We start from the raw sequence: 12244 nt of genomic DNA, 5'->3' as shown, positions 1-12244 counted from the left end.
CGGGCTCACCCTGTAGTCTCACCGTCGCACTTCCGCGCAGGGCTTCCTGCGCAGGACGGCAGGCCCCCTTAGCTCAGTCGGCAGAGCGTTTCCATGGTAAGGAAAAGGTCGTCGGTTCGATTCCGACAGGGGGCTCTGGTCCGGCGCCGCAGGGCGTCGAGCCCCGAGGCGGGGTAGCTCAGCTGGTTAGAGCGCACGACTCATAATCGTGAGGTCGCGGGATCGAGCCCCGCTCCCGCTACAACGGCGATTTCAGGTTTCGGCCCGAGGTCGCGTACCCTGATGTGTCGCTGCCGCGTCGTGCGCGGCCCATCACACGAGTTTCAGACCCCGTCAGTTTCGAGAGCAGGTTGCCCCGTGGCTAGCAAGAGCGCAGACGTCCGCCCCAAGATCACCCTGGCGTGCGTGGACTGCAAGGAGCGCAACTACATCACCAAGAAGAACCGTCGGAACAACCCCGACCGCCTGGAGATGAAGAAGTTCTGCCCTCGCGACGGCAAGCACACCCTGCACCGCGAGACCCGCTGAGCAGCGCGCCGACAGGCGCACCCCGAAGCCGCCCCGGACCCACCCGTCCGCCGGGCGGCTTCGTCGTCCCCGGGGCGGCGGCCGCCACCTGCTCCTGGGCCCACCCGTCCGCCGGGCGGCTTCGTCGTCCCCGGGGCGGCGCTGTGGGCTGGGTCGGTGCCCGTCCGGGCGCGCCCCTAGAGTGGACGCCATGGCCGTCAACGCAGATTTCCTGGGGCGCACCTACCCGCCCAGTGGCCCGTATGCCGTGGACGCGGCGATGCTCACGGCCTTCGCCGAGGCGGTCGGCTCGCACGACCCGGTGCACTCCTCCGCCGAGGCGGCCCGGGCCGCCGGCTACCGCGACGTCATCGCGCCGCCCACCTTCGCGGTGAGCATCGCCCAGCAGGTCGACCGGCAGTACGTCGCCGACCCCGAGGCGGGCATCGACTACAGCCGCGTCGTCCACGGCGAGCAGAAGTTCGTGCACCACCGGCCCATCACCGCCGGCGACTCCGTCGTGGGCACGCTCACCGTCGACTCGATCCGCCAGGCCGGCGGCCACTCGATGGTGACGACCCGCACCGAGCTCGCCACCGAGGACGGCGAGGCCCTGTGCACGTCGACCTCCACCATCGTCGTCCGGGGAGGGGAGTGAGCATGGCCGTCCGCAGCTTCGACGACGTCGCCGCCGGCGAGACCTTCGGCCCCACGACGGTGCACGTCGGCCGCGACACCCTCGTGGCCTACGCCAACGCCTCCGGCGACCAGAACCCCATCCACCAGGACGAGGAATTCGCCCGCTCCGTCGGCCTGCCCGACGTCATCGCCCACGGCATGTGGACCATGGGCGCGGCCGGTGCCGTGCTCGAGGAGTGGGTGGGCGACGGTGGCCGCGTGCTCGAGTTCGGCACCCGCTTCACCTCGATGGTCGTCGTGCCCCGCGACGGCGCCGACCTCGAGGTGTCCGGCACCGTGAAGTCCCTCGACGAGCAGGCCCGCCGGGCCACCGTCGAGCTCACCGTGACCGCCGACGGCACCAAGGCGCTCGGCCGGTGCCTCGCGGTGGTGGCGCTCGCCTGATGCGCGAGGAGCACGACGCGCCCATCGCGCCCCTGACCACGATGCGCGTCGGGGGCCCGGCCGCCCGGCTGGTCACCGCCGAGACGACCGACGAGGTCGTCGACACCGCGCGTGAGGTCGACGACGCCGACGAGCCGCTGCTGGTCCTGACCGGCGGGTCCAACGTCGTCGTGGCCGACGACGGCTTCGCCGGCACCGTCCTGCGGGTCGCCACCGATGGCATCACCGTCGAGTCCGCCGACCTGTGCGGCGGCGTCATGGTGCGCGTGGCGGCGGGCGTCCCGTGGGACGACCTCGTCGCCCGGGCCGTCGCCGAGGGCTGGGCCGGCATCGAGGCGCTGTCGGGCATCCCCGGCGGCACCGGGGCGACGCCGGTGCAGAACGTCGGCGCCTACGGCCAGGAGGTCGCCCAGACCATCGCCTCGGTGCGGGTCTGGGACCGCCGCGACCAGGTGGTCCGCACCGTCGCCAACGCGGACTGCGCCTTCACCTACCGGCACTCCGTCTTCAAGGCCACCGACCGGTACGTCGTCCTCGACGTCCTGTTCCAGCTGGTGCCGAGCGACCTCAGCCGGCCCGTAGCATACGCCGACCTCGCCCGCCAGCTCGGGGTGGAGGTGGGCGGGCGCGTCCCGCTCGCGGACGCCCGCGAGGCCGTGCTGGCCCAGCGCCGCCGCCGCGGGATGGTGCTCGACGAGGACGACCACGACACCTGGTCGTGCGGGTCGTTCTTCACCAACCCGGTCCTGTCGCCGCAGCGGTTCGAGGAGCTCGAGCGACGGGCGACCGAGCGGCTGGGTCCCGACGGGCCCAGGCCACCCCGGTTCGCCGACGCCGAGGGCGACGTCAAGACCTCCGCCGCGTGGCTGATCGAGCACGCGGGCTTCGGCAAGGGCTACCGCATGCCGGGTCCGGCTGCCCTGTCCACCAAGCACACCCTGGCCGTCACGAACCGGGGTGGGGCGACCGCCCGAGACGTCGTGGCCCTGGCGCGTGAGCTGCGCGACGGGGTCGACGCCGCTTTCGGCGTGACCCTCGTCAACGAGCCGGTCCTCGTCGGCACCAGCCTCTGACGGGGCGCACCCTCAGCCCGCCAGCCAGGCCTCGATGCCCTCGAGGGCCTGCTTGCGCACGTCCTCGGGTGCGCGCGACGCACGCCACGAGCCGCGGGCCAGGCCTGCCAGCTCGTCGTCGGAGAACACCAGGTCCTCGCGCGCCGACTCGTACTGCGGGGCCAGCCTGGAACCGAACAGCAGGGGGTCGTCCGCCCCCAGCGCCACGGGTATGCCGTGGTCGACGATCGTGCGCAGCGGCACGTCCTGCGCGCTGCCGTAGACGCCGAGGGCCACGTTGCTGCGCGGGCAGACCTCGAGGGCCACACCCGACTCCGCCACGAGGTCGAGGACACGAGGGTCCTCGACCGAGCGCACGCCGTGCCCGATGCGGTCCGGGCGGAGCGACTCCAGCGTCGTCTCCACGGCCGTGGGGCCGAGCAGCTCCCCGGCGTGCGGCACGAGCGCCAGGCCCGCGCGACGGGCGATCTCGAAGGCGGGTGCGAACTCCTCGGTCACGCCGCGGCGCTCGTCGTTGCTGAGCCCGAAGCCCACGACCTCGCCCGGCCCCTCGCCGGCATACCGGGCCGCCAGGCGGGCCAGGGTCCGGGCGTCGAGCGGGTGCCTGATGCGGCTGGCCGCCACGACGACGGCGACCCCGGTGGGCCCGGCGGCCGAGGCGAGCCGGGCCTCGTCGAGGACGATCTCGAGCGCGGGCGTGATGCCGCCGACGAACGGCGCGTACGACGTCGGGTCGACCTGGATCTCCAGCCAGCGCGAGCCCTCGGCGGCGTCGTCCTCCGCGGCCTCCCGCACGATCCGGCGCAGGTCGGACTCGTCGCGCACGCAGGCTCGCGCCGCGTCGTAGAGCCGCTGGAACCGGAACCAGCCGCGCTCGTCGCGCGCGCTCAGCCGCGGCGGGTAGTCGCTCGTCAGCGCATCCGGCAGCCGGATGCCGTGCCGGGTCGCGAGCTCGTGCACCGTCGCGACCCGCATCGACCCCGTGAAGTGCAGGTGGAGGTGCGCCTTGGGCAGATCGACCACCGCTCGCGACATGCCGTGCAGTCTTGCACCCGCTCAGCGGACGACGGCGGGGGACCACGCCTTCGCGATGAGCATCCTCGGTGAGCCCGTGCCGTCGGCGGGCACGGCCCACACGTTGCTCTCGGCCGCGGCCGTGCCCTCGCCCGGCAGCCCGTAGAGGATCGTCCCGTCGTCGAGCCACTCGACCTGGTCGTCGACCGAGTGCTGCTCCGCGAGCACGGTCTCGCGCCCGGTCGCGATGTCCATGACGGCGAGCCGCCAGTCGCCCGGTCGCCGGTCGCCCCGCTTCTTGTACGCGACCTTCGTCCCGTCGGGGGACAGCGAGGGGCACTCGGCGTCCGGTCGGACCGTGCGCACCGTCCGCGTCGACAGCTGGCCGGCCGCGAGCCACGTCGTGCCGGAGAACTGCACGGTCACGTAGAAGTGGTCGTCGTCGGCGGCGAACGTCACGCCCCAGAAGTTGCGGTCCGCCGGGCTGATGGCGCGGCCCCGGTGGACCAGCCGGAACGTCTCGAGGTCGACCGACTTCCCGGTGGCGAGCTCGGTGACCACGGTGCGGGTCGAGAAGTGCGCGGAGGAGTAGGAGTCGCCGGCCACGAAGCTGGTCGTCGCCGCGAACCTCGCGTCGTCGGACAGCCGGGCGCGGCTGGGGGTCCCGGTGAGCGGGAGGTCCACCTTCGGCCCTCCGGCGTCGGCCCACGCCCGGGCGGAGTAGGCGGCGACCACCCCGGTGTCGGACGCGAGGCACAGCGTGTGGCCGGCCGCCGCGAACACCCGGTCGCACGACGTGTCGGTGATCGCCCGCGGGCCGCCGGGGTCGGACAGCGGCACCATGGCCACGCGCCCGTAGGCCGGCCCGATCGCGGTGTTCCGGAAGACGATCCGCGGCGCCGAGGCCACGCTCGCCGGTGCGACGGTGGCCTGGGCGGGCGCCGCGCGCGCCGCCGTGAGCTGCGCGTCGCGGGACTCCACGAGGTATGCCGCGGTGCCGCCGACCAGCACCACGGCCAGGGCGAGGAGGACCGCGAGGCGCAGCCGTGTGCTCACGCGGCCACCTCGGAGCCCGCCGGGGTGCTGCCGCCCAGCCCGCGCAGCAGCCAGCCGCAGGCGACGACGGCCACGGCGAGGGCGGCCGCGACCGCAACGACCGCCGGGCCGCGCCCGAGCCCGGTCCACAGCGCCCCGAAGACCAGGGAGGACCCGAACCGCGCCAGGGCCTGCACGGTCTGGGCGGTCGCGATGCCGCGGGCCCGGGCGCCGGCCGGCACGAGCTGGGAGGTCAGGGCCGCGAGCACCCCGTCGGTCGCCGCGTAGAACGCACCGAGCGCCACGAGGCAGCCGATCGTCAGCCCGAGGCCGCCGGAGGGCAGCGCCGCGAGGAGGTACGCGCCCACGAGCAGGACGTGGCCGCCGACCAGCACCCGGGCCCTGCCCAGCCGGTCGGAGAGCCGGCCGAACGGCACCGCCAGGGCGAGGTAGGCGACGTTGGTCCCGACGAAGAGCAGCGGGAACCACGTGGCGGCGAAGGAGTCGCGCTGCTGCAGCGACAGGTACAGGAAGCCGTCGCTGATCGTGAGCACGCCCAGCACCCCGGAGGCGAGCACCACGCGTGCGAACGACCGGTCCCGCAGCGACCGCCACGACGGAGTCGCCAGCGGAGCCGGGCCGGGGGAGGGCCCGTCCGGGGCGGTGGGGGCGGTGGGGGCGGGCCCGGAGGCTGGGGCGGCGGCCGCCGCCCCGGATGCGGCCCGCGTGGTCGCGGCCCCTCGGCGCGGACGCAGGTCGGGCACCATCAGGCCGAGCAGCGCCAGCCCGAGGACGGCGGCGGCCAGCGAGGCGAGGAAGACCCCGCGGTAGTCGCCGGGGACGAACCACAGGATCGCGAACGCCAGCAGCGGGCCGATCGCCGCACCGGTGGTGTCGAGCGCCCGGTGCACGCCGAAGGCACGCCCCAGCGCGTGCGGTGGCGTGGACGCGGCGATGATCGCGTCGCGCGGCGCGGTGCGCAGGCCCTTGCCGAGCCGGTCGAGAGTGATGACGGTGGTCACGGCCCCGAGCCCCTGCGCCAGCAGGAGGAACACCTTGGTCACCGCCGACAGGCCGTAGCCGGCGAAGGCCACCCACTTGGGGCGGTCGGCCCGGTCCGAGAGCCACCCGCCCAGGATCCGCACGAGCGCGCTCACGCCCTGGTAGAGGCCGTCGACGAAGCCGTAGGCGAGGGGCGAGAGCCCCAGCACGGCGGTGAGGTAGAGCGGCAGGACGGCCGACACGGACTCCGAGGAGACGTCCGTCAGCAGGCTGACGAGACCGAGCAGCACCACGGTGCCGCCGACACCGCGTCGCCCTCGGCCCCGCGGCCGGACGTCGCCCTGCCGGTCACCCGGCTCGTGGCCACCGCCCTGCAGGTCGCCGCCGAGCCGCCCCTCGCGCTCGGGGGCAGACGCCTGCGGCCCGGACCCGGTCCGTGGGCGCTCGCTGAGGTACACCTGCCCCTCCCCCGTCACGGGCGCGCCGACCGGCGCCGCGTGGCGGGAAGTTTAGGAACGCGAATCCCCGCGAGAAATCGTCCTCGCGGGGATTCACAGGTGGGCCGGGTTCGGGTACATTGCCGGCCCCGCCGGGGTCAGTCCTCGACGATGTGGACCGCGGTCTCCTCGGGGCCCTCGGCGAGCCCTGCCTCGCTGGCGTCCAGGTCCTTCTCGGTGTCCTCGCGCACGCCCTCGTCCGGCTCGACGAGCTCGCCGGCGGCGATGTCGCCGACCTCGGCGTCACCGACGAAGTCGTCCTCGGCCGCGATCGAGTCGGGGTCGTCGCCGCCGACCCGGTCGCGGGGGTCCTCGTCGAGCCCCGACTCGTTGTCCGGGGCGCCGTAGGCGCTGGTCGGGTCCGGCTCCTCCTGCATGATCCGCTGCTCGAGGGACTCGCCCTGCTCCTGCTCGGCCGCGGTCGTGCCCCACTCGGTGCCCCGCGGCTGCATGTCCGGGGGCGACCAGGGCTCGTTGTCGCCCTCGCTGGTGTCGAGCAGCTCGCCCTGTCCCATGCCCGCGTCCACGGCGTCGTCGACGCTGTAGCTGCCCGTCGCGTCGTCCTCGATGCTCTCCACTCCTGGCTGGTCGCTCATGGGACAAGCCAACGCCAGCAGGGTGCACCTCGCAACCAGCAGAAGGTCCCGTCGCGGTCGGGCCTCAGGCCCGCGAGCGCAGCCTCTCGGCGCTCGCCAGCAGGACGCACGTGGTCACGGCCTCCATCGCCGCGGTGACCTGCTCCAGCGGCGGGAACGTCGGCGCCAGCCGGATGTTGCGGTCGCGCGGGTCGTCACCGTGCGGGAACGAGGACCCGGCCGGCGTCAGCGCGATCCCGGCCGCCTTGGCCAGCTCGACGACCCGCGAGGCGGTGCCGTCGAGGACGTCCAGGCTGACGAAGTACCCACCGGTCGGGTGCGTCCACTCCGCCACCCCGAGGCCACCGAGCCGCTCGGTGAGGACGCGCTCCACCTCGGCGAACTTGGGCGCGATGACCTCGCGGTGCTTCACCATGTGGTCGCGCACGCCCTGGGCGGAGCCGAAGAACTGGGCGTGCCGCAGCTGGTTGACCTTGTCGGGGCCGATCGAGCCCTTGCCGAGGTGGCCGGTGTACCACTTCACCGTCTCCACCGACCCGGCGAGGAAGGCGACGCCGGCGCCGGCATACGTGATCTTGGAGGTCGAGGCGAACATCACCGGGCGGTGTGGGTGCCCGGCCGCTGCGGCGAGGCTGAGGATGTCGGCGCTCTTGGCCTCGTCCTGCGTGAGGTGGTGGAAGGCGTACGCGTTGTCCCAGAAGATCTTGAAGTCGGGCGCGGCCGTCTCCATCGACGCCAGCCGTGCCGCCACCTCCTGGGTGGTGACCGAGCCGGTGGGGTTGGCGTAGGTCGGCACGACCCACATGCCCTTGATGCTGGGGTCCTTGGCCGCGAGCTCGGCGATCGCCTCGGCGTCGGGGCCGTCCTCGCGCATCGGCACGGTCACCATCTCGATGCCGAACCAGTCGAGCAGCGTGAAGTGCCGGTCGTACCCGGGGACGGGGCAGATGAAGCGGACCTTCTCCTCCTGGCCCCACGGGCGCTCGCCGTCGACGGCGCCGTGCAGCCACAGGTCGACGAGCACCTCGCGCATTATCGTCAGCGAGGAGTTGCCGCCGGCCACGACCTGTTCGGGGGAGACCCACAGCAGCTCCGCGAAGATCTCGCGCAGCTCGCGGATGCCCTCGAGCCCGCCGTAGTTGCGGACGTCGACGCCCGCGGCGTCGGTCGTGCCGTGGGGGAGGCCCAGCAGCCCGTCGGCGAGGTCGAGCTGGGCGCTGGCCGGCTTGCCGCGGGTGAGGTCCAGGCTCAGGCCGCGCTGCACCAGGGCGTCGTACGCTTCCTGCTGCTCCTGCGCGAACGTGGCGAGCTCGTCCTGCGAGCGCTCGGCGAGGGGGGTGGCGGTGGGGGTGCTCTGCTCGGTCACGTGCCCCATGGTCCCAGAGCGCTCGTATGCCGCGCGGCGGCGTCCGGTCGCCGGTCACCCGGGTCCGCCCGGGTCCGGCCCGGTGCCGGTCGCGCCGCCTGCCGTGCGTGGTTGCCGGGCCGCCGGGGCGAGTTCGCGTTCGGCCCCGCGCCTCACGTATGCTTGCTCCTCGGTTGACTTCGACCATGCTTCCGGCGTGCCCGGAACCCGGTCGGCTTCGGCCAGCGGGAGCACCGCCCCACCGGCGCTCCCGTAGGGCAGTGGCTCAATTGGTAGAGCACCGGTCTCCAAAACCGGCGGTTGGGGGTTCGAGTCCCTCCTGCCCTGCGCACAGCAGGACCCGTGACGTCAGCCGGCGGCGCGGCACACCCCAGGGAGAGCAGTCGTCGTGACGGATGTGAGCGCGGGCACCCGCGGCTCCGGTCGTACCAGCCGCAAGGGCGGCAAGGGCGGCAACCCGGTGTCGCGGTTCTTCCGGGCGGTGTCGCTGTTCGTCAGCCAGATCCTGGACGAGCTGCGCAAGGTCGTCCGGCCGACGCGCTCCGAGCTCGTCAACTACACGATCGTCGTGATCGTGTTCGTGACGGTGATCATGGCGCTGGTGTCGTCGATCGACTTCGGCTTCACCAAGCTCGTCCTGTGGGTCTTCGGCGGCTAGTCGCCGCCCTGCCGCACTCGCCCGGTCTCCCCGGGTTTCCCAGAAGGAAGTAGGTCATCAGCGTGTCCGACCAGTGGACCACCGAGAACTCCGAGCCCGAGACGGAGTCGACCTCGGTCGACGGCGCGTCCCTCGAGCTCGAGGACGGCCTCGCCGGCGAGTCCGCCGAGCCCGAGACCACTGACCACGCCCCCGTGACCGGCGACGAGCAGCCCGAGGCCGAGGCGGCCGAGGACTCCGCGCTCGAGGAGCAGCCGGGCGACGCCGCTGCGGTGGCCGAGGCAGCCGAGCCCGTCGACGCCCCCGCCGGCGACCCCGTCCAGGAGTTCAAGGACATGCTCGCCAGCCAGTACGGCGACTGGTACGTCGTGCACTCCTACGCGGGCTACGAGAACCGCGTGAAGGCCAACCTCGAGAACCGCACGACCTCCCTCAACATGGAGGACTACATCTTCCAGGCCGAGGTGCCTATGGAGGAGGTCACCGAGATCAAGAACGGCCAGAAGAAGCTGGTCCGTCGCGTCCGGATGCCCGGGTACGTCCTGGTCCGCATGGACCTCACCGACGAGTCCTGGGGCGCCGTGCGGCACACCCCCGGCGTCACCGGCTTCGTCGGCAACGCCCACCAGCCGGTGCCGCTGAGCCTCGACGAGGTCTTCACCATGCTGGCGCCGTCGGACCTCGGTGCCGAGCAGGCCGCCGCCGGCGGGACCGGCACGGGTGCCGCCGCGGGCAAGCCCCGCGAGGTCGCGGTCGTCGACTTCGAGGTCGGCGAGTCCGTCACCGTCATGGAGGGCCCGTTCGAGACCCTCCCGGCGACGATCTCCGAGATCAACCCCGACACCCAGAAGCTCAAGGTGCTCGTCTCGATCTTCGGCCGGGAGACCCCGGTCGAGCTGTCGTTCAACCAGGTCGCCAAGATCTGACCGGACGGCGACACCCCGGGTGACCGCACGGTCTCCCGGGCCTGCAACCGGGTCATCGCCCACGGCGTCGGCCCACCACACCAGAAGGAACAGACATGCCTCCCAAGAAGAAGGTCTCCGGCTTCATCAAGCTGCAGATCCAGGCCGGCGCGGCCACCCCGGCCCCCCCGGTCGGCCCGGCGCTCGGTCAGCACGGCGTCAACATCATGGAGTTCGTCAAGGCGTACAACGCTGCGACGGAGTCCCAGCGCGGCAACGTCATCCCGGTGGAGATCACGGTCTACGAGGACCGCTCCTTCACCTTCATCACCAAGACGCCGCCGGCTGCCGAGCTGATCAAGAAGGCCGCGGGCGTGCAGAAGGGCTCCGGCGAGCCGCACAAGACCAAGGTCGCGTCGCTGTCGGCCGACCAGGTCCGCGCCATCGCCGAGCAGAAGATGGAAGACCTCAACGCCAACGACGTCGAGCAGGCGATGAAGATCATCGCCGGCACCGCCCGCTCCATGGGCATCGACACCTCCCTGTGAGGCCCCCCGGTGTGCCGCCCCGGCGGCACACCGGACCCCGTGGCAGGACCAGCGCTGGTCCGACTGACCACAACTCCAACCGCAGTACCGACAACAGGAGCAGAACATGAAGCGCAGCAAGGCCTACCGCGCGGCCGCCGAGACGATCGACGGCTCGAAGTCGTACGCCCCGCTCGAGGCCGTCCGCCTCGCCAAGGGTGCCGCCAAGGCCAAGTACGACGAGACCGTCGAGGTCGCGATGCGACTCGGTGTCGACCCGCGCAAGGCCGACCAGATGGTCCGTGGCACCGTCAACCTGCCGCACGGCACGGGCAAGACCGCCCGCGTCCTGGTCTTCGCCAACGGCGACAAGGCCGAGGCCGCCCGTGAGGCCGGCGCCGACTACGTCGGTTCCGACGACATGATCGAGAAGGTCTCCGGCGGCTGGCTCGACTTCGACGCCGTCGTCGCGACGCCCGACATGATGGGCAAGGTCGGCCGCCTCGGCAAGGTCCTCGGCCCGCGCGGCCTCATGCCGAACCCGAAGACCGGCACCGTCACCATGGACACCGCCAAGGCCGTCTCCGACATCAAGGGCGGCAAGATCGAGTTCCGCGTCGACAAGCACGCGAACCTCCACTTCATCATCGGCAAGGCCTCGTTCGACGAGAAGTCGCTGGTCGAGAACTACGCGACCGCGCTCGAGGAGGTCCTGCGGCTCAAGCCGTCCGCCTCCAAGGGCCGCTACATCCTCAAGGCCACGATGAGCACCACGATGGGCCCGGGCATCCCGCTGGACTACACCCGCACCCGCAACCTGCTCAGCGAGGAGAGCGCGGAGGCCTGAGCCCCCGCCTCACCGCGCCGACCGCGAGCCCGCCACCTCCTGCAGGTGGCGGGCTCGCGGCATCCCCGCCCGTCGTCGTCCGGGCAGGGACGTAGGGTGGGGACCGAACGCGGGGGGCGAACCCCCGGAAACCAGACGGGCCGCAGCACGCGGTCGACCGAGGGGGACCCATGAAGCGCACGACGATCGCCGCTGCCGTGCTGGCGACGGCCCTGGGGCTCGCCGGCTGCGGCAGCGCCACCGACTCCGGCTCCGGCGCCGCGGCGAAGAGCTCCTCGCCGGCGGCCGTGAAGTCGGGCGACTCCGTCGACGGCGCCGCCCTTGCCAAGCGGATGACCGACGCCATGGTGGCGGCCGGCTCCGGCTCCATGGCGATGGACTTCGGTGGCCAGGGCAAGGCCAGCGGCAGCTTCGTCATGAAGGACAGCTCCATGGAGCAGCAGATGACCATGGAGCTGCAGGGCGAGAAGCTCGAGGTGGTCGCCCTCGGTGGCGTCGTCTACATGAAGGGCCTGCCCGGCTCGGACAAGCCGTGGGTCAAGATCGACCCCAAGGCCGACGACCCCGTGAGCAAGATGTTCGCCGGCCTGGCCGGCCAGGACAACGACCCCCGCCAGTTCGCCAAGGCGCTGCAGGGGACCAAGGCCAAGGTCGTGGGCACCTCGGGTGACACGACCGAGTACGAGGTCACCATCGACCCGACCAAGCTGCTCGGGGGCACCGGCGGCTCGACGGCGGCACCCTCGGTCGCGCCCGTGACCGCGCACTACACGCTGGACAAGCAGGACCGTCCCACCCTCATGACCACCCAGGTCCAGGGCCAGACGCTGACGATCACCTTCTCGGACTGGGGCAAGAAGTCCACGATCACCGCGCCGCCGGCCGACCAGGTGGGCACCTTCAAGCTTCCCACCGGCTGAGCCCGCCCCGTCCCGGGTGCCGGGGCCGTGGCGATTTGGTCGCCGCGGCCCCTGCCGCGTACCCTAGGCAGTGACCAGAGACCGCTTGGTTGTCGCCGTGCCCGGCACGGAGACCGAAGGTCCCACCTGAGGTGGGCGCCAGCGCAGGCCGGAAACACCGAGCTACCGCACCGTCGGTATGCCGTGAGCCCCGCGCCCTGCGCCGGGGCCTTCT

General features: G+C 72.7%; 14 protein-coding genes and 3 tRNA genes. 12 read left to right on the top strand and 5 right to left on the bottom strand.

All coding sequences use genetic code 11. The features are described 5' to 3' along the window. Window positions 1–62: 62 nt before the first annotated feature. The 6 genes from ACFUC1_RS03865 to ACFUC1_RS03840 all read left to right on the top strand — a co-directional run bounded on the left by ACFUC1_RS03865 (window position 63) and on the right by ACFUC1_RS03840 (window position 2663). Window positions 63–135 (top strand) — tRNA-Thr (locus ACFUC1_RS03865). A gap of 32 nt (window positions 136–167) precedes the next feature. Continuing rightward, window positions 168–241, top strand: a tRNA-Met gene (locus ACFUC1_RS03860). 116 nt (window positions 242–357) lie between these two features. Further along, entirely contained in the window at window positions 358–528 is a 171-nt protein-coding gene (gene rpmG, locus ACFUC1_RS03855) for a 50S ribosomal protein L33 (protein WP_310154042.1), read from the top strand. Between the two features lie 190 nt (window positions 529–718). Further along, window positions 719–1165 (top strand): MaoC family dehydratase N-terminal domain-containing protein, encoded by a 447-nt coding sequence (locus ACFUC1_RS03850; protein ID WP_379116791.1) that lies wholly within the window; start codon window positions 719–721, stop codon window positions 1163–1165. Between the two features lie 2 nt (window positions 1166–1167). Further along, window positions 1168–1590 (top strand): MaoC/PaaZ C-terminal domain-containing protein, encoded by a 423-nt coding sequence (locus ACFUC1_RS03845; protein ID WP_379116789.1) that lies wholly within the window; start codon window positions 1168–1170, stop codon window positions 1588–1590. Beyond that, window positions 1590–2663: a UDP-N-acetylmuramate dehydrogenase gene (locus ACFUC1_RS03840; RefSeq protein ID WP_379116787.1), complete on the top strand. Its 1074-nt coding sequence runs from the start codon at window positions 1590–1592 to the stop codon at window positions 2661–2663. Before ACFUC1_RS03845 ends, ACFUC1_RS03840 begins: the two co-directional genes overlap by 1 nt. 12 nt (window positions 2664–2675) lie before the next feature. Here ACFUC1_RS03840 and ACFUC1_RS03835 read toward each other — a convergent pair whose 3' ends face one another. The 5 genes from ACFUC1_RS03835 to ACFUC1_RS03815 all read right to left on the bottom strand — a co-directional run bounded on the left by ACFUC1_RS03835 (window position 2676) and on the right by ACFUC1_RS03815 (window position 8182). Further along, window positions 2676–3698: an adenosine deaminase gene (locus ACFUC1_RS03835; protein ID WP_379116785.1), complete on the bottom strand. Its 1023-nt coding sequence runs from the start codon at window positions 3696–3698 to the stop codon at window positions 2676–2678. Window positions 3699–3719: 21 nt separating this feature from the next. Continuing rightward, on the bottom strand, window positions 3720–4733 hold the full coding sequence (locus ACFUC1_RS03830; RefSeq protein WP_379116784.1) for a hypothetical protein: 1014 nt from the start codon (window positions 4731–4733) through the stop codon (window positions 3720–3722). After that, window positions 4730–6172 (bottom strand): MFS transporter, encoded by a 1443-nt coding sequence (locus ACFUC1_RS03825; RefSeq protein WP_379116782.1) that lies wholly within the window; start codon window positions 6170–6172, stop codon window positions 4730–4732. The genes ACFUC1_RS03830 and ACFUC1_RS03825 overlap by 4 nt, the downstream gene beginning before the upstream one ends. Before the next feature lie 137 nt (window positions 6173–6309). After that, window positions 6310–6807, bottom strand: coding sequence for a DUF5709 domain-containing protein (locus tag ACFUC1_RS03820; protein ID WP_379116780.1), 498 nt, complete (start codon window positions 6805–6807; stop codon window positions 6310–6312). Window positions 6808–6871: 64 nt separating this feature from the next. Then, a complete protein-coding gene (locus ACFUC1_RS03815) occupies window positions 6872–8182 on the bottom strand; it encodes an aminotransferase class I/II-fold pyridoxal phosphate-dependent enzyme (protein ID WP_379116778.1) in 1311 nt (436 codons plus the stop codon). Window positions 8183–8427: 245 nt separating this feature from the next. On the opposite strand from ACFUC1_RS03815, the gene ACFUC1_RS03810 reads away from it, so the two are divergent. The 6 genes from ACFUC1_RS03810 to ACFUC1_RS03785 all read left to right on the top strand — a co-directional run bounded on the left by ACFUC1_RS03810 (window position 8428) and on the right by ACFUC1_RS03785 (window position 12030). Continuing rightward, window positions 8428–8500, top strand: a tRNA-Trp gene (locus tag ACFUC1_RS03810). A gap of 61 nt (window positions 8501–8561) precedes the next feature. Continuing rightward, the gene (gene secE, locus ACFUC1_RS03805) at window positions 8562–8831 is read left to right on the top strand and encodes a preprotein translocase subunit SecE (protein ID WP_310154069.1); all 270 of its coding nucleotides are present in this window, start codon (window positions 8562–8564) and stop codon (window positions 8829–8831) included. 62 nt (window positions 8832–8893) lie between these two features. Next, window positions 8894–9757 (top strand): transcription termination/antitermination protein NusG, encoded by an 864-nt coding sequence (gene nusG / locus ACFUC1_RS03800; protein ID WP_379116776.1) that lies wholly within the window; start codon window positions 8894–8896, stop codon window positions 9755–9757. A gap of 95 nt (window positions 9758–9852) precedes the next feature. Further along, window positions 9853–10284, top strand: coding sequence for a 50S ribosomal protein L11 (rplK, locus tag ACFUC1_RS03795; protein WP_379116773.1), 432 nt, complete (start codon window positions 9853–9855; stop codon window positions 10282–10284). A gap of 106 nt (window positions 10285–10390) precedes the next feature. Next, window positions 10391–11110, top strand: coding sequence for a 50S ribosomal protein L1 (rplA, locus tag ACFUC1_RS03790; protein WP_379116771.1), 720 nt, complete (start codon window positions 10391–10393; stop codon window positions 11108–11110). A gap of 170 nt (window positions 11111–11280) precedes the next feature. Beyond that, a complete protein-coding gene (locus ACFUC1_RS03785; protein WP_379116769.1) occupies window positions 11281–12030 on the top strand; it encodes a hypothetical protein in 750 nt (249 codons plus the stop codon). Window positions 12031–12244: the final 214 nt, after the last annotated feature.

The organism is Pedococcus sp. NPDC057267 (genome assembly GCF_042668795.1).
Lineage (GTDB): Bacteria > Actinomycetota > Actinomycetes > Actinomycetales > Dermatophilaceae > Pedococcus.
The sequence above is the reverse complement of the archived record's forward strand: the minus strand, read 5'-3'. Positions and strand labels throughout refer to the sequence as shown.